Origin of the sequence: Sulfitobacter sp. S190 (assembly GCF_025141935.1) — a bacterium.
GTDB lineage: Bacteria > Pseudomonadota > Alphaproteobacteria > Rhodobacterales > Rhodobacteraceae > Sulfitobacter.
Genome location: NZ_CP081121.1, coordinates 125,490 through 145,674, shown reverse-complemented (window position 1 = coordinate 145,674; position 20,185 = coordinate 125,490). Strand labels below are relative to the sequence as shown.

Below are 20,185 nucleotides of genomic sequence, written 5' to 3'. Positions count from 1 at the left end.
ACGTCCGGCAGCCGCCGGTCGCCGAAAACCGGCAAACAGCGACTGGTTGCGTGACGCCCGACTGCTGCAAGCCATCATCGTAGCCAAGCAAGCGACGGTCCGAAAAGGCCCCGCAAGCGAGGGAGGAACAACATTATGTTGAGGAAAAAGACCAACGGGGTTGCGCGACGCTCCCAGCGGACAAGTATCCTGTCGGACGCGGCAAACGCATCCGTAGACCGGCGCGCGTTCCTGCGCGGATCAGGTCTGGCCATTGGGGGTCTTGCGGCCGTTGCCGCCACAGGAGGCACGGTGCAGCAAGCATCCGCCGCCACTGCCACTGGCAAAGTAGATACGGTTAAATCGGTATGCACCCACTGTTCGGTTGGCTGTACAGTCATTGCCGAAGTGCAAAACGGGGTCTGGACGGGTCAGGAACCCGGCTGGGACAGCCCGTTCAACCTCGGCGCCCATTGCGCCAAGGGCGCATCGGTACGCGAGCACGCCCACGGCGAGCGCCGCCTGAAGTACCCGATGAAAAAAGAGAACGGCGAATGGGTCCGCATCAGCTGGGAACAGGCGATCAACGAGATCGGCGACGGCATGATGAACATCCGCGAAGAAAGCGGACCGGACAGCGTCTACTGGCTGGGCTCGGCCAAGCACAACAATGAACAGGCCTACCTGTTCCGCAAGTTTGCCGCCTATTGGGGCACGAACAACGTGGACCACCAGGCGCGGATCTGTCACTCCACCACTGTTGCGGGTGTTGCGAACACATGGGGCTATGGCGCCATGACCAACAGCTACAACGACATCCACAATTCAAAGGCGATCTTTATCATCGGCGGCAACCCGGCCGAAGCGCATCCCGTTTCGCTGTTGCACCTGCTGAAGGCCAAGGAACAGAACAACGCGCCCGTCATCGTTTGCGATCCGCGCTTTACCCGTACGGCCGCGCACGCTGATGAATATGTGCGTTTCCGTCCCGGTTCGGACGTGGCGCTGGTCTGGGGTATCTTGTGGCACATCTTCGACAACGGATGGGAAGACAAGGAATTCATCCGCACCCGTGTCTGGGGCATGGACCAGATCAAGGAAGAAGTGGCCAAGTGGACGCCCGAAGAAGTCGAGCGCGTTACTGGTGCACCGGGCGAACAGCTCAAGCGGGTGGCCCGTACGATGGCCAATAACCGCCCCGGCACCGTGATCTGGTGCATGGGCGGGACCCAGCACACCAACGGCAACAATAACACGCGCGCCTATTGCGTGCTGCAGCTGGCGCTTGGCAACATGGGCACCAGCGGCGGTGGCACCAACATCTTCCGTGGCCACGACAACGTGCAGGGTGCAACCGACCTTGGCGTTCTGAGCCACACGCTGCCGGGCTACTACGGTCTGTCGGCAGGCGCATGGGGCCACTGGGGCCGCGTCTGGGGCGAAGACGGCGAATGGCTGAACGCGCAGTTTGCCAAGACCACAGGTGCGGACGGCAAGGAAAAGTCGCTTCAGAATCTCACCGGTATTCCGGTGTCGCGCTGGATCGACGGTGTTCTGGAAGATCCTGAAAACACTGATCAGGCCGACCGTGTGCGTGCCATGGTTCTGTGGGGCCACGCGCCCAACTCGCAGACCCGCATGACCGAAATGAAAACAGCGATGGAAAAGCTCGACATGCTTGTCGTGGTCGACCCGTTCCCGACCGTTTCGGCGGTCCTGCATGATCGCACCGATGGTGTTTACCTGCTGCCGGCCTCGACCCAGTTCGAGACGCGCGGTTCGGTGACCGCATCAAACCGGTCCTTGCAGTGGCGCGACCAGATCATCGAGCCTTTGTTCGAAAGCAAACCGGACCACGAAATCATCGGTTTGTTCGCGAATAAATTCGGCTGGGCCGACCGTTTCTTCCGCAACATCGAGATGGAAGACGAAAACACGCCCAACATCGAAAGCGTCACCCGCGAGTTCAATGCAGGGATGTGGACCGTTGGCTATACCGGCCAAAACCCTGAGCGGATCAAGCTGCACATGGCCAACCAGCATACGTTTGACCGCACCACGCTTCAGGCGATCGGTGGTCCGGCGGACGGCGATTATTATGGTATGCCATGGCCGTGCTGGGGCACGCCCGAGATGAAACACCCCGGCACCCCCAACCTCTACGACATGAGCAAGCCTGTCGCAGAGGGCGGTCTGACCTTCCGCGCCCGTTTCGGTGTGGAACGCGAGGGCGACAACCTGCTGGCTGAGGGCGTCTATTCGGTAGGATCGGAAATTCAGGATGGGTATCCCGAATTTACTTTCCAGATGCTCAAGGACCTGGGGTGGGACGGTGATCTGACCGAAGAGGAACGCCGCGGGATTGCCCGGGGTGCGTCGCTCGAGGGGTTCAAGGAGCTGGGCGAATCCAGCATGTCACCCTTCCCGTCGGATTATGACGACCGGGTGTCCAACGTGAACTGGAAGACCGATCTGTCTGGCGGCATCCAGCGGGTCGCGATCAAGCACGGCTGTGCGCCCTTCGGCAACGCCAAGGCCCGTGCCGTCGTCTGGACCTTCCCCGATCCGGTTCCTGTCCACCGCGAGCCGCTCTATACCAACCGGCGCGATCTGGTGGCGGATTATCCGACCTACGAGGACCGCAAGTTCTACCGCTTGCCCACGATGTATGCTTCGATCCAGAAGCAGGATTTCAGCCAGGACTATCCGATCATCCTCACATCCGGCCGTCTGGTCGAATACGAGGGCGGCGGGGACGAGACCCGGTCGAACCCCTGGCTGGCCGAGCTGCAGCAGGACATGTTCGTGGAAATCAACCCGCGCGATGCCAACAACCTCGGTGTTCGGGACGGGAACGATGTCTGGGTCGAAGGCCCGGAAGGCGGCAAGGTAAAGGTGATGGCCATGGTGACAAACCGTGTCGGAGAGGGCGTGGCCTTCATGCCGTTCCACTTCGGCGGTCATTTCCAGGGCGAAGACCAAAGGTCCAAATACCCCGATGGGGCGGACCCTTATGTTCTGGGTGAAAGTACGAACACCGCCCAGACCTATGGCTACGATTCAGTGACCCAGATGCAGGAGACCAAGGCCACTCTCTGCAAGATCTCGGCAGCATAAGGAGGAATGGAAAATGGCTAGAGCTAAGTTCCTGTGTGACGCCGAGCGCTGCATCGAATGCAACGCGTGTGTCACCGCATGTAAGAACGAGCACGAAGTGCCCTGGGGTATCAACCGACGACGGGTTGTGACCATTCAGGACGGCGAACCGGGTGAAAGATCAATCTCGGTCGCCTGCATGCACTGCTCTGACGCGCCATGCATGGCCGTCTGTCCGGTAGACTGTTTCTATCAGAACGAAGAAGGCGTTGTCCTGCACTCCAAGGACCTGTGCATCGGTTGCGGTTACTGTTTCTACGCGTGTCCCTTTGGGGCACCGCAGTATCCGCAGGCGGGCAACTTCGGCAGCCGTGGCAAGATGGACAAATGTACCTTCTGTGCCGGTGGCCCCGAAGAAAACAACTCCACCGCCGAATTCGCCAAGTACGGGCGCAACCGGATCGCGGAAGGCAAATTGCCGATCTGTGCCGAGATGTGTTCGACCAAGGCGCTGCTGGCCGGTGACGGTGATGTGGTGTCGGCGATCTACCGCGAGCGCGTCGTGGCGCGCGGTTTCGGATCGGGCGCCTGGGGTTGGGGCACAGCCTACGACCAAAAAGGCGGCTGAACCCGCCTGAGACATCCGCGCCTGTCAGAACGGGCGCGGATCAGAATTTACATTGGGGGCGGTGAAAGCGGCCCTCGATGCTTCCTTTATTCAGCACAACAGGTATCGGGGATCACATGATGCACCGTCTTTTGACCGCCATTTTTCTGATGATGTCGCTGGCTATGCCGCTGGCCGCACAAGAAAACGAACCTGTCGATCGAAGCGCGACCGGGGGTGCGCCGACGCTCGAAGACATCATGGCCCGGCAAAACGGACAAGACGTCGATAATGCCGCGCGACGCGCCAACACCGGTGATCCGGACAGCGCGGCAGGCATCGCAAACCAGTTGGGCACTTTGGGTGGCGCTTCCGATCCTGACCTGTGGCGTGCGTTGCGTTTCGGGACAGCGGATGTCACCGTTTCGACCATGGACACGCGCGGGCGGGTGCTGATGCAGGACGGTGGCATGTGGTGGCTGCAGTTCCGTGAAGGACCGTTGTTGAAATACGGCATGGGCCTGCTTGCCGTAACGCTCATCCTGCTTGCGGTCTTCTTCCTGTTGCGCGGACGTATCCGTATCGAAGGCGGCAAGAATGGCCGCACGGTAGAGCGCTTCAAGTTCGTTGAGCGCATGGCGCATTGGACCTTGGCCGGATCATTCATCCTGCTCGGGCTGACGGGAATCTTCACGCTCATCGGTCGCAAGTTTATCGCGCCGACGTTCGGGCTCGAGCTCAACGCGTGGCTGCTCACCGTATCGAAGTTTATCCACAACAATGTATCTTGGGCGTTTATGCTTGCGCTGGTGGTCGTCTTTTTCATGTGGGTCTGGCACAATATCCCCGATCGCACCGATATCACCTGGATCAAACAGGCGGGCGGTATCGTCGGATCGAAACACCCCCCGGCCAAGAAATTCAACTTCGGTCAAAAGATCATTTTCTGGTCCGTTATCGTGCTGGGCTTTTCTGTGTCGCTTTCGGGTTTGTCGCTCCTGTTCCCCTACGAGCTTCCGCTTTTTGCCAAAACCTTCGGTATCTTCAACGACATCGGCGCCACAGGGCTTGTAGGCCTTGATCCGCTGCCAACGCAGATGTCGCCGCAGGAAGAAATGCAATATGCCCAGCTGTGGCACGCGATTGTCGCGTTTGTAATGATGGCGATCATTTTCGGTCATATCTATATCGGCACGCTCGGCATGGAAGGCGCCTATGATGCGATGGGGTCCGGCGAAGTTGACGAAGCCTGGGCCGAGCAGCACCACTCGATCTGGCTCGAAGAGATGCGCGAAAAAGATGCCGTGTCGCCCAAGGGCGCAACACCGGCAGAGTGAATGCGCGCGCTGGCCGCCTTGATGCTGATGGTGCTTTCTTCTGCGGCGCACGCGCAGGAGTTCGTCACGCTGAAAGGACACGGTGGACCGATCATGGCGCTTGCCGTCGGTGCGGACGGGACCGTCGTCAGCGGCAGCTTCGACAATGCTGTGGGGCATTGGCGTGACGGCGTCCCAACATGGCATGACGGACACGCGGCTGCCGTGACAGCGGTTACGCTCGGACCCGAAGGAGGGATTATCTCCGGTGCCGATGACTTCGCCGTTCTGGTTTGGGAAAACGGAAGCCCCCGCGAACTTGGTCGCCATGCAGGCAAAATCGCCAGCCTCGATGTCTCACCGGATGGGCGCTATGTGGCGGCAGGTTCCTGGGATGGCAGTGTCACGCTGTGGCCGCTTGAGGATGGGCGCGATCCTGTGCCGCTGCCCACTGCGGGTGCGGCCGTGAACGCTGTCGCGTTTGACCGCAATGGCGCGCTTTTTGTCGGAACTGCCGCGGGTGATTTGCTCCGATACAGTGCCGACGATCGCCGCCCGCGTCCGGTGGTCAAACACGGATTCGGTATCAACCGCATCGTGCTGAGCGATGGGTGGCTGGCTTACGGTGCGGTCGACGGCGGGACACGGATCATCAATGCTGAAACTGGCGCGCAGATTGCGGATTTCACACTTGATCGCCGTCCGATACTTTCCCTCGCGGTTGCCGGCGATGAGGGACTGCTCGCTGTCGGGGACGGCGAGGGGTATATCATGGTGATCGACACCGACAAGATGCGGATCGCACGTGATTTCAGGGCCACGCGACAGGGGCCGGTCTGGGCGCTCGCGTTCTCGCCCGAAGGGGGTACGATCTATGCCGGAGGTCTGGACGACGTTGTCTATGGTTGGCCTGTCGACCTGCTTGGCGAGGTAGGTGATCAGATCAGTGGCAACCGCAGTTTTTTGCGCGACGCGGCAACCATGCCGAACGGAGAACGCCAGTTCATGCGAAAATGTTCGATTTGCCATAGCCTTGACGCAAGGCCGTCGCGGCGCGCGGGCCCCACACTGCACGGCGTATTCGGGCGCCGCGCGGGAACGGTCGCTGGCTATCAATACTCGGACACGCTGGATGTGTCCGACATCATCTGGAACGAAAACACAATCGATGCCCTGTTCGACGAAGGGCCTGACCACTATATCCCGGGATCGAAGATGCCGATGCAGGTGATTGCGGCGCCACGTGACCGGGCCGACATGATCGCGTTTCTCAAACAGGCCACGACAGGAGAGTAACACCATGAAAGCCATGTTCGCTGGTTTTGCCGTCATGACAGTTATCGGGGTGGGGGCGTACTTTGTGCTGAACGAAATCGGGTTCTCGGCGCAGGACACCTATTCGAGCGATAGCGTTCGGGTGGATTAACACCTTGCCGCTCGAAGACAGCGAGGCATACGGGCCCATCCTTGCCCGCGCGGCGATCCTTGTGATCGACGACGAACCGGGCATGCGCCATTTCCTTTCGCGCATTCTCGAGCCGCGGGTTAGGCGACTGGCACAGGCTGCGTCAGCCGAAGAGGCATCGGCGCATCTGGATACCGGCCACTTTGACCTGATCATTCTCGACAACATCATGCCGCAAAAGACCGGGTTGGACTGGATCGCCGATCAGCGTCGACTGGGGCTTTACGCCGATACGATCCTGATCACGGCATACGCGGATCTGGAAACAGCAATCGCTGCACTGCGGGCAGGGGTGAGCGATTTTGTACTCAAGCCGTTTCGTGCGAACCAGATTCTAAACGCCGTGGCCCGAACACTGGATCGCAGCAATCTGCAACGTGACAATCGCCTGCTGCGCCACGCGCTGTCGGGCGAAGGCACGCAACATAAAATGATCGGCACGTCGCCGGTGATGGCGAAGGTCCGCGATACACTTGCCAAGCTTGCGCCGCTGCAAACGCCCGCCCTGTTCACGGGCGCCAGCGGAACCGGAAAGGAGGTCGCGGCACGTGCGCTGCATGCGCTGTCCGACCGGGCCGACCGCCCTTTTGTTGCCGTGAACTGTGCCACGCTCGCGCCAGACCAGTTTGTTGCCCAGCTTTTCGGTGTGCAGTCGGACGGGGCGGCCCGCACGCCCGGGCTGCTGGAACTGGCGGAGGGCGGCACCCTGTTTCTCGACGAGGTGGCGCAGCTGCCCGACAACGTTCAGGCGGCGTTGCTGCGTGTGTTGGAGGATGGGCGCATACGCCCGCTTGGCTGCGAACGTGAGATACCGCTGGATCTCCGGTTCTTCTTCGCGACCAACCAGAAGCTCGATGCGCGCGTCGCCCAAGGTGAATTCCGGGCGGACCTGTATCACCGGATGAATGTCGTTTTGGTACCCATGCCCCCGCTGGCCGACCGGGCGGATGATCTTGTCGAGTTGGCAGCGCATTTCATGCAGATGTTTGCCCAAGACCTCAGCCTCCCGCCTCTGCCGCTGGACGAGGAGACTTTACTCAAACTGCGCAGGCATGATTGGCCCGGTAACGTGAGAGAGCTGCGCAACACCATTGAAAGGTCCGTCATCATGGGGGCCTTCCCCCCGGAATTCGCTGGCGCAGGTGACGTTGTCGGAGATCGGGCGATCGAGACACTCGATCTGGTCACGCAACGCCATATTGTGCATGTGCTGGACCAATGTGGCGGCAACCGTGCCGAAGCGGCGCGGCGGTTGGGTGTTTCCCGAAAGACGATCGACCGTAAATGCGCCGATTGGGGCATGTAAGCGCGTTTACGACGCAGCAGCAGGCAACCAAACTTCGAACCGTGCGCCCCCGTCTTCGCGATTGTGTGCTGTGATCCATCCGCCCGCCGACCGCACGATGGTTTGCGAAATCGACAGCCCGAGCCCCGTACCTTCACCCGGTTTGGTTGTGAAAAAGGGGTCAAATACGCTGCCGATCTTGTCCTTTGGGATACCTGGCCCCGTATCATCGAGCGTGAGACAAACGCCGGCAACGCCATCGCGGTCCTGCGCGCGCAAGCGGATGATCAGGCTTCCGGACGTTTGCATGGCCTGCGCTGCGTTCACAATCAGGTTTACGATAACCTGCTGGAATTCACCCAGATCGATGCGCACGGATGGGGCTGGCTCAAAATGGGTCTGCACTGCAATCTGTTGGCTGCGCAGGACGTGATCGACCAGCAGCAGGCATTCCTCGATCACGGGACGCAATTCGATTTCGGCCCCATCGCCGAAGTCTGCGGGCCGCGCGAATTTTAACAGTTTGCCGACAATCGCGGAGATCCTGCTGATCTGCCGATCAATGAGCGACAGTTCCGTTTCCACCGGTGCGGCCGCAGATCCAAGGGCGTCGCGGATGACATCGACGTTGCCCTGTATCACGGCGACAGGATTGTTGATCTCGTGTGCCACGCCCGCCGTAATTTCGCCGATCGCCGCCAGCTTTTCGGACATGACCAGCTGTTGCGTCGTTGCTTCGAGTTTGGCATTTGCCTCGCGCAGCTGTGTGGTGCGGGCTTCGACGCGGGCGTTCAGATCACGATCCCGCAGTTGTATTTCGCCAAGCAACCGATCGAGATGTGCGGCGACCTGCCCGATTTCTCCCTGACCGCCGATGTTGCCATTGCGTGCCGCCAGATCGCCGCGTTCCACCCGCGTCATGGTTTGTATCATCCGTTCAAGCGGCGCAAAAATTCCGCGGGCCAGCCACAGGAAGACTGGCGCCGAAATCGCCAGAACAACGAGGAATGCGCCCAACATCCAGATGAATGCATCACGTTTCGCCGCCGCGAACGGGGCCTCCAGGAACCCGACATACAGCATGCCCACACGCACGCCGAAGCTATCGTTGATCGGCAGGTACCCCGAAACGTACCAGTCGTTCACAACAAAGGCGCGGGCCAGCCATGTGCGCCCTTCGCCCAGCACGGCGCGGCGCACTTCGGCGGACACGCGGGTGCCCAAGGCGCGCACGTCCTCGAAGAGCCGCACATTCGTCGAGACGCGCACGTCCTCGAGAAAGAGGGTGGCGGTGCCTTGCCGTTCGCCTCCGGTTACGGCGTTGAGATAGACCAGCGCGTTAACGCGGTCGATGAACTGGAGATTATGATTGAGCAGGATGCCACCCACCAGAACACCCTGAGCAGCATTTGGCCCAACAGGGGCGGCGGCATGCACGATCATACCGCGGTCTTCCACGGAGCGGTCGGTCGGCACCGCGGCTTCGGTCTCGATCAGCTCCACAGTCGCGGCATCGGCGAGACTAAGAGGGCGCAGATCATCCGCGTCGAAAATATCGATTCGGCTGTCAGCAAGACCGTTCAGTGCGGTGCGGATGACGGGCCATTTAGGCGCTGTTTCGGGGCGCGGCAGATAGTAGAGAAAATCGAGGCCGAGCGCTTTCTGCTCGGTCGCGAGAAACCCATCCAGCGCGCGGCCCCCGCCCGCGATGGCATCTGCGAAACGTACCGACTGTGCCACTCCGCCCAAATCTTCACGTGTGCTGAGCATTATCGTTCCGAGATACTGCTCGGCGATGCGCAGGTCGCTTTCGACATTGGCTGTCAGCACGTTGTCGTAATCGGTTGTCCAGCGCGAGAGACCCAATAGCAGCAACAGCGGCATAAGCACGATGAGCGGCAACAGCGCAATCACCAGCAGCCTCAAGCGAACCGACGTCATCATATGGTATGATCCCCCTGTGTAAAAGGATGGCGCGGTTTGCCTCGCAGGGCAAGTGAGCACAAACGTGCGCATGATTGACGCGTATATTCTGCTCGCGTAGTGTGTACGCAAGGAGGACGGATGATGAATGCACTTAGCCGCAAGCCCACAAATCTCTCGCTTGATACCGATCTCTTGCTCGAAGCGCGCGCGCTTAAGATCAATTTGTCCCGCGCGGCAGAAGCCGGCGTCCGGCAAGCAGTGGCTGCCGCCCGTACCGAAGCATGGAAGGCCGAGAACGCGGAGGCACTTCGCAGTTCCAACGCTTTTGTCGACACGCACGGCTTGCCACTGGACCGGTTCCGTCAATTCTGATGGCAAGGTTTGATCTTTATGCCCACGTCCACGGTGGATTTTTGTTGGATGTACAAAGTGACCTGCTTGATGAATTGAACACCCGTATGATCGTGCCGGTATTGCCACAGCACTTGGCACCTTTGCCCGCGCGTCGATTGAACCCCGTATTCGAACTGGCTGCCACGCCGCATGTCATGGTGACCCAGTTCATGGCAGCGGTTCCAGTGGCCGCACTTGGACCGCCTGTCGATACCCTTGCGCCACAGGCCGATGAGGTGACTGCCGCAATCGATATGCTGATGCAGGGATTTTAATCCGCGAAGATGACGAGGCCCAGCCATTCGGCAACAAGCGCGGGCGTCTCACATTCTGCAATCTCGATCGTGAGATGCGTTTCGCGCAACATTTGATTGGGCCCGCGCGCGGACGCGCCTTGCAACACGAACCGGCCGCGCATCCGCGCTCCGGCTTTCACAGGGGTCACGAACCGCAATTTGTTCATGCCATAGTTCACGCCCATGACCTGCCCCGGCAAGGTGCCCAAAGCATCGTACGCAAAGCGGCTGGCAAGCGACAGCGTCAGGAAGCCATGTGCGATCGTGCCGCCGAATTCCGTTTTGGATGCCCGTTCTTCATCGATATGGATCCATTGATCATCGCGCGTGGTGGCCGCGAACGCATCAATCATCGTCTGATCCACGGTAATCCAGTCGGACAGCCCGATTTCGGTGCCGATGGCGTCTTGTGCTGCTGCGAGGGCGTCGCTCATTGCGGACATCGGGTTTCCTTTCGGTGGTATTCGGACAGTCTGTGTGCCTAACTGCGTAGTGATCAAGGAGCATATCAGCATGTCTAAGGAAGCACGCCAACATCGGTTCAAGCCACCCGCCGGTGCGGCAGATCTTTTGTTGATCCGGCACGGTGAAACCATGGCGGCGCAGCGCGGCCAAGACTTTCCGATGATCGCAGGACAGGGTGATCCGCCGTTGCGTGCTGAAGGCCATGCGCAGGCCGAGGCCGTTGCCGCGCATTTAGCCGCACAGCCGATCAGCGCGATTTACGTCACAACGATGCAGCGCACGCACCAAACGGCAGCGCCGCTTGCGTTGGCGCTTGGGCTGACGCCGCGTGTAGAGCCCGACCTGCGCGAGGTTTTCTTGGGGGATTGGGACGGGGGCGAATACCGGTTCCGGGCGGCCGCCAACGATCCGGCATTCGTCATGGCCCGCGAAACCCACGAATGGGGTGCCATCCCCGGTGCGGAAACCACCGCCCAATTGCAAGGCCGTGTGCGCGCGGGACTTCAGCGTATCGCAGCGGCGCATCCCGATGAACTGGTCGCAGTTGTGGTACACGGGGGCGTCGTCGGGGCGGCGATGTCTGTTGCCACAGGCGCGGCGGGCTTTGCGTTCAACGGCGCAAACAACGGCTCCATCAGCCGTATCGTGGTACACGGGAGCCGCATGATCGTGCGTGGTTTCAACGCGTGTACCCATCTGCCCTAATCGACGATCAGAACGACCTTACCCAACACTTGACGATCCTGCATCAGCTCGAGGGCTTCTGCTGCCTGATCCAGTTTGAAGCGGGCCGAAATCTTGGGTTTCACATGGCCTTCGCGATACAAATCAAACAGCTCGGCCATATTTTCGGCGTGGTTTTCCGGCTCTCGTGCCACGGCTGCACCCCAGAAGACCCCGACAATCTGGCTGCCTTTCAACAGTGTGAGGTTCAGCGGAATTTTCGGGATTCCAGCAGGAAAGCCGACAACCAGATATCGGCCTTTCCACGCAAGCGACCGCATGGCCGGTTCTGCATAATCGCCACCGACGGCGTCATAGACAACGTCAACGCCGCCCTTTCCGGCGATTTCCTTGATGCGTCCGGAAAATGCCTTTTGTGCATCGCGGTTCATGTCGCGGGGATAGACGATTGCGTGATCCGCGCCGCATTCTTTGCAGAACGCGGCCTTTTTGTCTGAAGAGACGGCTGCGATTACGGTTGCGCCAGCGGCTTTGGCAAGCTCGATTGCCGCAACGCCCACACCGCCCGCGGCCCCGAGGATGAGAACGGTTTCACCCGCCTTGAGCAGCGCCCGATCCTTGAGCGCGTGATGCGAGGTCCCGTAGGTGAAAATGAAACAGGCCGCTTCGTCGAAGGGCATTGCGTCGGGGATTTTGAGTACCTTTTCCTTTTCAGCCAGAACGTGTGTCGCAAACCCGCCCCAACCGGTGAGCGCCAAGACGCGATCACCTGCCGCGATATGCGATACATTTTCGCCCACAGCGATCACATCGCCCGCGACCTCTCCGCCCGGCGCGAAGGGTCGGGGCGGTTTGATCTGGTAAAGATCGCGAATAATCAACGTGTCAGGAAAGTTGAGACCTGCCGCGCGCACCCTGATCAACACGTCATTCTTTCGCGGCGTGGGCGTTTCTGTTTCAGTGAGTTCGAGCGTTTGCGGCCCGCCGGTTGTCACACTCAACATCGCTTTCACAGTCTGATCTCCTGTTGGTATTTTAGCCAGTAGGGCGGCGCCGTGCGGTGGTTGTCAATCCAATAATGAAATGCAATTCTGCTATGCGGAATATCGGATCATCGAGGGAGCGGACGATGTCGGATGACGAAAGGCTGGAAGCCTTCCGGGCGGATTTGCGGGGCTGGATCGAGCTGAACTGCCCCGAAGAAATGCGTGATGGCGCCGCCGGAGAGACTGCGATCTGCTGGGGTGGCAAGCAATGGGAATTCGACAGCGACGCACAGCGCGTCTGGCTGGAACGGTGCGCGTCCAAAGGGTACACCGTCCCGACATGGCCAAAGGAATATGGCGGTGCGGGTCTCACGCGAAGCGAGGAAAAGGTCTTTGTCGAAGAAATGGCGCGGGCCAATGCCCGTGTCCCGCTGCAGAGTTTCGGCATCTGGATGCTTGGGCCTGCATTGCTGCACTTCGGAACGCATGAGCAGAAACTGAAATATCTGCCACCCATCGCACGCGGTGAAGTCCGCTGGTGCCAGGGATATTCCGAACCCGGCGCGGGGTCCGATCTTGCCAATGTGCAGACGCACGGCGCGGACGGGGGAGACCATTGGGTGGTCAACGGCCAGAAAATCTGGACCTCGTACGCGGATAAGGCAGATTGGATTTTTGCGCTGGTGCGCACGGACCGTGACGCCCCCAAGCATAAGGGTATTTCGTTCCTGCTGATCGATATGGAAAGCGCTGGGATCGAAACGCGACCTATCCGGATGATCTCGGGCGCGTCGCCGTTTTGCGAAACCTTCTTTACGGATGTCGCTGTTTCGAAGGATCAGATTGTCGGCACGGAAAATCGTGGTTGGGACGTGGCGAAATACCTGCTGACACACGAACGCGAAATGATATCCGGTGGCGCAGGTGGGCTGGCAGGAGACGGCCGTTCCATCGGCGCGATTATCTCGGACACGATGGGTGGGCTGGACGATACGGTGCTGCGCGCCGACGCGCTGCGCTGCGAGATCGACGCACTTGCGGTTGGTCTGACGCTTGAGCGCTACAAGGATCAGGCCGAAGCGGGACAAGGTGCAGGCGATGCGTCTGCGATGCTCAAGTATCAAGGGACAGAGCTGAACAAGCGGCGGCACGAATTGATGATGCAGGCCGCGGGCTCCGAGGCACTGACATGGGAAGACCCGCGCGGGAACCGCGCAGCGGACTGGTTGCGCACCAAGGCCAATTCGATTGAAGGCGGCACAAGCGAAGTGATGCTTTCCATCGTTTCCCGCCGTGTGTTGGGGCTTCCGGGGTAAGTCATGGTCAAATTGGTACACAGCGATGAAGAAGTCATGCTGCGCGATATGGCGCGCGGATTTCTTGATGATGCCGCACCTGTATCGGCGTTGCGCAAATTGCGCGATACGGACGGCGATTTCGACCGCGGGCTTTGGTCGGACATGGCAAAAATGGGTTGGGCCGGTGTGCTGGTGCCGGATACATCGGGCGGATCCGATATGGGCCACGCAGCCGCAAATCTGCTGGCAGGAGAGATGGGAAAGACGCTTGTGGCGTCACCCTTCATATCGACCGCGATCATAGCCGCCACCGCTTTGCGACAGTTGGCAAACGCACGCAGCACAGACGCATTGGCGCGCATCGCGGACGGGTCAACGACCTACGCGCTGGCCATTGACGAAGGCCCAAAGCACGCTCCGGAGGACACGCAACTTGCGGCGCAAACGGAGGGCAACGGTTTCCGGCTGCAAGGACAAAAACGGTTTGTCGTCGATGGCGGCTTTGCGGATCGGCTGTTGGTGCTGGCGCGAACCGATGGCGGCCTGACCCTCTTTGACGTACCGGCTGACCGGGCAGGGATCACGGCGCATCGTCACCGGATGATTGATGCCCGCGATTCCGCAACGATCGATTTTGACGATGTCGTCGCCGATGGCGCGGACGTGATCGGCCATGTCGATGAGGCGATGACGGTCTTGCGCCCCGCCTTGTTGGCCGGTCGGGCCGCGCTGGCGGCGGAGACGACGGGCCTCGCGGTTGGTGTGCTGGATATGACGGTTGGCTATCTCAAGGAGCGCAAGCAATTCGGGATCGAAATCGGACGGTTCCAGGCTTTGCAACACAGGGCCGCGCATGTGTGGAGCGAAACAGAAGTGACCGCCAGTGCGATTTTGAACGCAGGACGCATGCTCGATGCGCATCCGGATGACGCCGATCTTGCCGTATCACTGGCCAAGGCGCGGGCGACCGCGACCGCAGTGCTCGCAGTTCAGGAAGGGGTCCAGATGCACGGCGGAATCGGGATGACCGATGCCTACGATATGGGCTTCTACATGAAGCGGGCGCGTGTGAGTGCCGAATGGTTGGGCGATTACAGTTATCACGCCGAAAAGATTGCGGCACTCAGAGGGTTCTGAATATGGACATCGAAACATTGTTTGGTCTGAACGGCAAAGTGGCGCTGGTCACGGGCGGTGCAACGGGGATCGGTCGCATGGCTGCCGAAGGTCTTGTTCGCGCGGGCGCGACCGTACTGCTGGCCAGCCGCAAGGGCGATGCCTGCGAAGCCGTCGCGCAGGCCTTAAATGATCTGGGCGCACCCGGAAAGGCGATCGGCTTTGCGGGAGATGTCGGCAGCAAGGAAGGTGTCGATGCACTGGTCGCCGCCGTCCAAGAGCGTACCGATAAGCTCGATATTCTCATGAACAATGCGGGGGTGACATGGGGCGCGCCACTGGGACATTTTCCGCATGAAGCGTGGGAAAAGGTAATGAATGTGAACGTCGCGGGGCTTTTTGATCTTACCCAAAAGCTGCTTCCGATGTTGATGCGGGATGCCAGTGTCGATGATCCTGCCCGCGTTGTGAACGTCGGGTCGGTGATGGGGGAGCGCGAGATGGGCGATGGCGCCTACAGCTATTCCGCATCCAAGGCGGCGGTGCTGCATCTGAGTAAAATTTTGGCAAAGGAGCTTGCGGGCAAATCGGTCACCGTCAACGCATTGGCCCCCGGCCCGTTCGTCAGCCGTATGACGGCGTTTGCGACACATGACAGCGACATGCGCGAAAAGGTCGGTGCGGATGTACCCTTGGGCCGTGTGGGACGCGACGAAGACATTGCGGGGTGCATGTTGTTTCTCTGCGGGCGCGGCGGCGCCTACATCACTGGCGCGGTCGTGCCGGTATCGGGCGGCATCAACGTGATGTCCGGCCCGAACATTTTCGAACAAGCCCTCTAGGAGAAACCGACATGCGTGATGACAGCCATTTGCCAGTCGCCTTGCGCGGTCTGCGCCTTCCCATGATCGCCTCGCCATTGTTTATCATTTCCGTCCCAAAGCTGGTCATCGCGCAATGCAAGGCGGGCATTGTCGGGTCCTTTCCCGCGCTCAATGCACGCGAAGAGGACGGGGCGCCTATCCTGCTGGACCAGTGGCTGACAGAAATCCGCGAAGAACTGGATCGCCACAATCAGGCAAACCCCGATACGCCCGCGGCACCTTTTGCGGTAAACCAGATCGTGCACCGATCAAACGCGCGGCTTGACCGCGATCTCGAAATTTGTGTTCGGCATGAAGTTCCGATCTGGATCACCTCGCTCGGGGCACGGGTCGAGGTGAACGAGGCGGCGCATAGCTGTGGTGGTATTGTCCTGCATGACATCATTAACGATACCTTTGCCCGTAAAGCTGTCGAAAAAGGTGCGGACGGGCTGGTGGCTGTCGCCGCAGGGGCGGGCGGGCACGCAGGCCAGCAATCGCCTTTCGCATTGGTGCGCGAAATCCGGGAGTGGTACGACGGACCAATCGCGTTATCCGGTGCGATCGCCACGGGCGAAGCGCTTCTGGCGGCACGTGCGCTCGGCGCCGATCTTGGCTATACCGGGTCGCCTTTCATCGCCACGGAAGAGGCAAACGCCGATGCTGGGTACAAGGACATGATCGTGGAGTCCGGCGCCGAGGATATTGTGTATTCATCCCTGTTTACGGGCGTTTGGGGCAATTATCTCAAGGGTTCGGTTCGCAACGCCGGTATGGATCCCGATGACTTGCCGCAGGCGGACGCGTCGTCGATGAACTTCGGTTCAGGATCTTCAAAACCAAAGGCGTGGAAAACGATTTGGGGTTCGGGCCAGGGCATCGGCGCGATCAAGTCCGTTGGTCCCGCAGGTGCAATCGTCGACCGGATGGAAGCCGAATACATCGCGGCCGGTCGTAAAATCGCATCGGAATTTGCTCCATGAGTACGGATACGCAAAACCTCGATGTGCAAGCCGTGGTCGATTATCTGACCTCCGAGCTTAATGGTTTTTCCGGCCCGGTGGATGTGACTAAATTTCAGGGCGGCCAATCCAATCCGACCTTTCTGCTCAAGACGCCGGGACATGAGTACGTGCTGCGCCGCAAGCCACCGGGTGTCTTGTTGAAATCCGCGCATGCAGTAGATCGCGAGTATCGTGTGCAGCAGGCTTTGGCAGGGTCCGATGTGCCCGTAGCGAAGATGCATTTGCTCTGTGAGGACGATGCGGTGATCGGATCCGCATTCTACATCATGGACCATGTGCCGGGTCGCAATTTCAACGAGCCGACGCTCAAGGAATTGACGAATGAAGAGCGTGCGTCCGTCATGGACGAAATGAACCGCGTGCTTGCGGCGCTTCATGAGGTTGACATAGACGCACGCGGTTTGGCCGATTACGGGCCGCCGGGAAACTATTTCGAACGCCAGGTCGGTCGTTGGTCCAAGCAGTATCGGGCGTCCGAAACGGTCTCGATTCCGGCGATGGACGCGCTGATGCAGGCGCTGGTCGATGAGCGACCCGCAGACGATGGGCAGCGCACTCTGGTGCATGGCGACTACCGCATCGACAACATGATCTTTGATGCCGAGGGCACCGATTGCCGCGCGGTGCTGGACTGGGAACTGTCGACGATCGGGCATCCTTTCGCGGATCTTGCGGCAGTGATCATGCAATGGCAGATGCCGGCGGGACCCGAGGGCCGCGGGCTTGCGGGGATCGATCGCGCGGCGTCCGGTCTGCCGAGTGATCAGGACTTCATCGCCGCCTACTGCGCGCGGCGCGGATTGGGGGGCATCGACCATTTCGGATATTATCTGGCGTTTTGCTTTTTCCGGATGGCTGCGATTATTCAGGGTGTTCTCAAGCGTGCCATAGATGGCAACGCCTCGAATCCGGAACGGGCGCGCCAGCTGGGACAATACGTTCCCGTGTTCGCGCAACACGGTCTTGATGCCTTGCGGACTGCGGGATGATGGATGGTTCGGCCCCACAGGACGAGAAGGATCGCAATTTCGTCACCGCGCTTGCCCGTGGTCTTGAGGTTTTGCGGTGTTTCAAAAAAGGCGAGATCGCTTTGACAAACAGCGATTTTGCCGAGCGGACCGGGCTGCCCAAACCAACGGTGTCGCGCCTGACACACACGCTGTGCGCGCTTGATTATCTGGTGGCTGATGCAGACCGAGCCACCTATCGATTGAGTGCGGGCGTGCTGCAACTTGGTTTGTCGGCGCTGGCGTCGGTCGATATCCACGACCGCGCAGTGCCCGAAATGCGGCGGCTGCGCACAGTGGGTCCGAACCCCTATGCCACTGTTGCCTTGGGCGAAGTGCACCGTAGCGATGTCATCTATCTGGCGACGGAAGCCTCGGATGAGGATGTTTCGCTGGTGATCCGGGTGGGGTCGCGGCTTCCGGTGTTCAAATCTGCGATCGGAAAGGCGATCCTCGTTGGCATGGATCCGGATCGCCGTGAACGGGTATTTGAACTGGCCGGAAAAAAGGAGCCCAGAAATGGAAGCAGAAGGCCGCGAACTCTATGCAGCCGCTGCGGCGGAATATGCGGATCGAAAATACTGCTCTGGCTATGGGACGTGGCGGTCCGATGTGAACGGGATTGCCGTGCCTGTCCGAACGTTGGAGGGCGGGAGGATCTATGGGTTGAACGTCGGCGGACCTGCACATCGGATGACACCCAAAGAGCTTGAGACGGTATATGCCGCACCGCTCATTGCGACAGGCGACCGGCTCGCCTTGCAGGGTTGAACGACAACTGTTTTGCACAGTGGAATTGGTTCGGGGTCTGTCTGAGCAATTAAGCGCGTGTCGCGCCGCAGCATGACCCGCTATCCGTGTATTATTTATACGTGGGTGAGGCGGAAAAACCAACCTCGCAATGCAGTTGATGCCGAGAAAATAGTTATAAACCAGATGCTTGAGAAGGCCGGCCTCGCCCCGCGCCTAAGAGCGCTCTTAGCATAACGCTCGTCTTTCCGCTGCGTCATTCCCGTAATAGGGGTGCCAAGGCTTCCTGACCACTTGACTTAAATCAGGGCTGTGCAACGCTGTAGGTCCGGTCCAAGACGAAAGACAAACTTTGCGACGGGCCGAACCAGGGAGGAATACAATGAAAAAACTCACCAAACTCGGCGCCGTTTCCGCGCTGTCACTCATGGTCGCGGCAAGTGCATCGTTTGCCGAGAATATCAAAATCGCCTTTATCGACCCGCTGTCCGGTCCCTTCGCCAGCACCGGCACAAACGGGTTGCACCAGTTTGAATTCGCAGCCGATCACATGATCAATGAAAACGGCGGTGTGCTGGACGGCCAGATGTTCGAGATCGTTGCCTTTGACAACAAGATCAGCCCGAAAGAGTCACTCATCCAGCTTCAGGTCGCGATTGATCAGGGCATCCGCTACATCGCGCAGGGTAACTCTTCGGGTGTTGCCAATGCCCTGACGGAGGCCATCAACAAGCACAATCGCCGCAATCCCGATGACCGTGTATTGTTCCTGAACTATGCCGCCGTCGATCCCGCGCTGACCAATGACAAATGCAACTTCTGGCATTTCCGGTTCGACGCGAACGCCGATATCAAGATGGACGCGCTGACCGATGTGATGGCAAAGAACGAAGACATCAAGAAAGTCTATGTCATCGGGCAGGACTACTCCTTCGGCAAGGCGGTCGCCGCTGCTGCGGTGCGTGATCTGGGGTCAAAACGTCCCGACATCGAGATTGTCGGTAACGAGCTGCATCCCATCGGCAAGGTCAAGGATTTCACGCCTTACGCGCGCAAAATCGTGTCGTCCGGTGCCGATGCGGTTATCACCGGCAATTGGGGCTCCGATATGTTGGGTCTTGGCAAATCGGTGATTGAAAACGGCTTTACCGGCCCGATCTACACCTACTACGCTGCGGGTTCGGGTATCACCGGTGCGTTTGGTGAAAGCGGCAAGGGCGTGATCCGCCTCGTTGCGCAGGGCGAGATCAATCCGCCCGCGACGGATGCTGCGAAAGCGTTCTACGACGGGTTTCTTGCGAAGTACCCTGACGGCAACGTCGACCAATCGCGTATCTCGAATGTGATCGGTATGCTGGCGCAAGCGATCGAAGAGGCGGGCACTGCCGAGGATGTCGTGCAGGTCGCCTACGCGCTTGAAGGCATGGAATACGACAGCATGTGGGGCGGAAAGATCGTCATGCGCGAGAAGGACCATCAGGCGATCCAGAACGTGCATATCCATGCCCACACCGACGAGGGCATCACCTATGCCTATGACAGCTCTGACTTTGGCATCGTTGTCGAAAGCACCGTAGAAATGGCCGCGATGGACAGCCCGACCACCTGCGAAATGAAACGGCCCTGAA

19 protein-coding genes are annotated in these 20,185 nt (G+C 59.7%); 16 read left to right on the top strand and 3 right to left on the bottom strand.

Going from position 1 to position 20,185, the window contains the following annotated elements:
* Window positions 1-135: 135 nt before the first annotated feature.
* The 6 genes from K3756_RS18220 to K3756_RS18195 all read left to right on the top strand — a co-directional run bounded on the left by K3756_RS18220 (window position 136) and on the right by K3756_RS18195 (window position 7,769).
* Window positions 136-3,096: a formate dehydrogenase subunit alpha gene (locus tag K3756_RS18220; RefSeq protein ID WP_259993687.1), complete on the top strand. Its 2,961-nt coding sequence runs from the start codon at window positions 136-138 to the stop codon at window positions 3,094-3,096.
* A 13-nt stretch (window positions 3,097-3,109) separates the two neighbouring features.
* Window positions 3,110-3,703: a formate dehydrogenase FDH3 subunit beta gene (fdh3B, locus tag K3756_RS18215; protein ID WP_259993684.1), complete on the top strand. Its 594-nt coding sequence runs from the start codon at window positions 3,110-3,112 to the stop codon at window positions 3,701-3,703.
* A gap of 119 nt (window positions 3,704-3,822) precedes the next feature.
* Complete coding sequence (locus K3756_RS18210; RefSeq protein ID WP_259993999.1) at window positions 3,823-5,019, top strand: formate dehydrogenase subunit gamma; 1,197 nt, start codon at window positions 3,823-3,825, stop codon at window positions 5,017-5,019.
* A complete protein-coding gene (locus K3756_RS18205; protein WP_259993683.1) occupies window positions 5,020-6,294 on the top strand; it encodes a c-type cytochrome in 1,275 nt (424 codons plus the stop codon). It abuts the gene before it with no gap.
* A 4-nt stretch (window positions 6,295-6,298) separates the two neighbouring features.
* Entirely contained in the window at window positions 6,299-6,424 is a 126-nt protein-coding gene (locus K3756_RS18200; RefSeq protein WP_259993682.1) for a hypothetical protein, read from the top strand.
* Window positions 6,420-7,769, top strand: a complete 1,350-nt coding sequence (locus K3756_RS18195) for a sigma-54 dependent transcriptional regulator (RefSeq protein ID WP_259993994.1) — start codon at window positions 6,420-6,422, stop codon at window positions 7,767-7,769. The genes K3756_RS18200 and K3756_RS18195 overlap by 5 nt, the downstream gene beginning before the upstream one ends.
* Window positions 7,770-7,775: 6 nt before the next feature.
* Here the strand turns inward: K3756_RS18195 and K3756_RS18190 are convergent, their stop codons facing one another.
* Window positions 7,776-9,689 carry a cache domain-containing protein gene (locus K3756_RS18190; protein ID WP_259993991.1) on the bottom strand — a complete coding sequence of 638 codons (1,914 nt, stop codon included), beginning with the start codon at window positions 9,687-9,689 and terminating at the stop codon, window positions 7,776-7,778.
* Between the two features lie 126 nt (window positions 9,690-9,815).
* Between K3756_RS18190 and K3756_RS18185 the strand changes: the two genes are divergently transcribed.
* Window positions 9,816-10,046: a type II toxin-antitoxin system CcdA family antitoxin gene (locus tag K3756_RS18185; RefSeq protein WP_259993982.1), complete on the top strand. Its 231-nt coding sequence runs from the start codon at window positions 9,816-9,818 to the stop codon at window positions 10,044-10,046.
* The gene (locus K3756_RS18180; RefSeq protein WP_259993681.1) at window positions 10,046-10,342 is read left to right on the top strand and encodes a CcdB family protein; all 297 of its coding nucleotides are present in this window, start codon (window positions 10,046-10,048) and stop codon (window positions 10,340-10,342) included. The genes K3756_RS18185 and K3756_RS18180 overlap by 1 nt, the downstream gene beginning before the upstream one ends.
* Here K3756_RS18180 and K3756_RS18175 read toward each other — a convergent pair.
* Window positions 10,339-10,806 carry a MaoC family dehydratase gene (locus K3756_RS18175; RefSeq protein ID WP_259993680.1) on the bottom strand — a complete coding sequence of 156 codons (468 nt, stop codon included), beginning with the start codon at window positions 10,804-10,806 and terminating at the stop codon, window positions 10,339-10,341. The genes K3756_RS18180 and K3756_RS18175 overlap by 4 nt on opposite strands.
* Before the next feature lie 70 nt (window positions 10,807-10,876).
* Here K3756_RS18175 and K3756_RS18170 point away from each other — a divergent pair, with 70 nt between their 5' ends.
* Window positions 10,877-11,533, top strand: a complete 657-nt coding sequence (locus tag K3756_RS18170; protein WP_259993679.1) for a histidine phosphatase family protein — start codon at window positions 10,877-10,879, stop codon at window positions 11,531-11,533.
* Here K3756_RS18170 and K3756_RS18165 read toward each other — a convergent pair.
* Window positions 11,530-12,525 carry an NADPH:quinone oxidoreductase family protein gene (locus tag K3756_RS18165; protein ID WP_259993678.1) on the bottom strand — a complete coding sequence of 332 codons (996 nt, stop codon included), beginning with the start codon at window positions 12,523-12,525 and terminating at the stop codon, window positions 11,530-11,532. The genes K3756_RS18170 and K3756_RS18165 overlap by 4 nt on opposite strands.
* Window positions 12,526-12,641: 116 nt before the next feature.
* On the opposite strand from K3756_RS18165, the gene K3756_RS18160 reads away from it, so the two are divergent.
* The 7 genes from K3756_RS18160 to K3756_RS18125 all read left to right on the top strand — a co-directional run bounded on the left by K3756_RS18160 (window position 12,642) and on the right by K3756_RS18125 (window position 20,184).
* On the top strand, window positions 12,642-13,814 hold the full coding sequence (locus K3756_RS18160; RefSeq protein WP_259993677.1) for an acyl-CoA dehydrogenase family protein: 1,173 nt from the start codon (window positions 12,642-12,644) through the stop codon (window positions 13,812-13,814).
* Between the two features lie 3 nt (window positions 13,815-13,817).
* Window positions 13,818-14,933 carry an acyl-CoA dehydrogenase family protein gene (locus tag K3756_RS18155; RefSeq protein WP_259993675.1) on the top strand — a complete coding sequence of 372 codons (1,116 nt, stop codon included), beginning with the start codon at window positions 13,818-13,820 and terminating at the stop codon, window positions 14,931-14,933.
* Between the two features lie 2 nt (window positions 14,934-14,935).
* Window positions 14,936-15,754: an SDR family oxidoreductase gene (locus K3756_RS18150; RefSeq protein ID WP_259993674.1), complete on the top strand. Its 819-nt coding sequence runs from the start codon at window positions 14,936-14,938 to the stop codon at window positions 15,752-15,754.
* An 11-nt stretch (window positions 15,755-15,765) separates the two neighbouring features.
* The gene (locus K3756_RS18145) at window positions 15,766-16,758 is read left to right on the top strand and encodes a nitronate monooxygenase family protein (RefSeq protein ID WP_259993673.1); all 993 of its coding nucleotides are present in this window, start codon (window positions 15,766-15,768) and stop codon (window positions 16,756-16,758) included.
* The gene (locus K3756_RS18140; RefSeq protein WP_259993672.1) at window positions 16,755-17,789 is read left to right on the top strand and encodes a phosphotransferase family protein; all 1,035 of its coding nucleotides are present in this window, start codon (window positions 16,755-16,757) and stop codon (window positions 17,787-17,789) included. The genes K3756_RS18145 and K3756_RS18140 overlap by 4 nt, the downstream gene beginning before the upstream one ends.
* Window positions 17,786-18,520, top strand: coding sequence for a helix-turn-helix domain-containing protein (locus K3756_RS19590; RefSeq protein ID WP_311201713.1), 735 nt, complete (start codon window positions 17,786-17,788; stop codon window positions 18,518-18,520). Before K3756_RS18140 ends, K3756_RS19590 begins: the two co-directional genes overlap by 4 nt.
* A gap of 419 nt (window positions 18,521-18,939) precedes the next feature.
* Window positions 18,940-20,184 carry a branched-chain amino acid ABC transporter substrate-binding protein gene (locus K3756_RS18125; protein ID WP_259993670.1) on the top strand — a complete coding sequence of 415 codons (1,245 nt, stop codon included), beginning with the start codon at window positions 18,940-18,942 and terminating at the stop codon, window positions 20,182-20,184.
* Window position 20,185 lies beyond the last annotated feature (1 nt).

Excerpts from the sequence above, each read along its gene's own strand:
- K3756_RS18200 (WP_259993682.1), top strand. The coding sequence starts at position 6,299 with ATGAAAGCCATGTTCGCTGGTTTTGCCGTCATGACAGTTATCGGGGTG.
- K3756_RS18155 (WP_259993675.1), top strand. The coding sequence starts at position 13,818 with ATGGTCAAATTGGTACACAGCGATGAAGAAGTCATGCTGCGCGATATG.
- K3756_RS18145 (WP_259993673.1), top strand. The coding sequence starts at position 15,766 with ATGCGTGATGACAGCCATTTGCCAGTCGCCTTGCGCGGTCTGCGCCTT.
- K3756_RS18170 (WP_259993679.1), top strand. The coding sequence starts at position 10,877 with ATGTCTAAGGAAGCACGCCAACATCGGTTCAAGCCACCCGCCGGTGCG.
- K3756_RS18175 (WP_259993680.1), bottom strand. The coding sequence starts at position 10,806 with ATGTCCGCAATGAGCGACGCCCTCGCAGCAGCACAAGACGCCATCGGC.
- K3756_RS18160 (WP_259993677.1), top strand. The coding sequence starts at position 12,642 with ATGTCGGATGACGAAAGGCTGGAAGCCTTCCGGGCGGATTTGCGGGGC.
- K3756_RS18185 (WP_259993982.1), top strand. The coding sequence starts at position 9,816 with ATGAATGCACTTAGCCGCAAGCCCACAAATCTCTCGCTTGATACCGAT.
- K3756_RS18150 (WP_259993674.1), top strand. The coding sequence starts at position 14,936 with ATGGACATCGAAACATTGTTTGGTCTGAACGGCAAAGTGGCGCTGGTC.
- K3756_RS18125 (WP_259993670.1), top strand. The coding sequence starts at position 18,940 with ATGAAAAAACTCACCAAACTCGGCGCCGTTTCCGCGCTGTCACTCATG.
- fdh3B (WP_259993684.1), top strand. The coding sequence starts at position 3,110 with ATGGCTAGAGCTAAGTTCCTGTGTGACGCCGAGCGCTGCATCGAATGC.
- K3756_RS18140 (WP_259993672.1), top strand. The coding sequence starts at position 16,755 with ATGAGTACGGATACGCAAAACCTCGATGTGCAAGCCGTGGTCGATTAT.
- K3756_RS18190 (WP_259993991.1), bottom strand. The coding sequence starts at position 9,689 with ATGACGTCGGTTCGCTTGAGGCTGCTGGTGATTGCGCTGTTGCCGCTC.
- K3756_RS18205 (WP_259993683.1), top strand. The coding sequence starts at position 5,020 with ATGCGCGCGCTGGCCGCCTTGATGCTGATGGTGCTTTCTTCTGCGGCG.
- K3756_RS18220 (WP_259993687.1), top strand. The coding sequence starts at position 136 with ATGTTGAGGAAAAAGACCAACGGGGTTGCGCGACGCTCCCAGCGGACA.
- K3756_RS19590 (WP_311201713.1), top strand. The coding sequence starts at position 17,786 with ATGATGGATGGTTCGGCCCCACAGGACGAGAAGGATCGCAATTTCGTC.
- K3756_RS18180 (WP_259993681.1), top strand. The coding sequence starts at position 10,046 with ATGGCAAGGTTTGATCTTTATGCCCACGTCCACGGTGGATTTTTGTTG.
- K3756_RS18210 (WP_259993999.1), top strand. The coding sequence starts at position 3,823 with ATGCACCGTCTTTTGACCGCCATTTTTCTGATGATGTCGCTGGCTATG.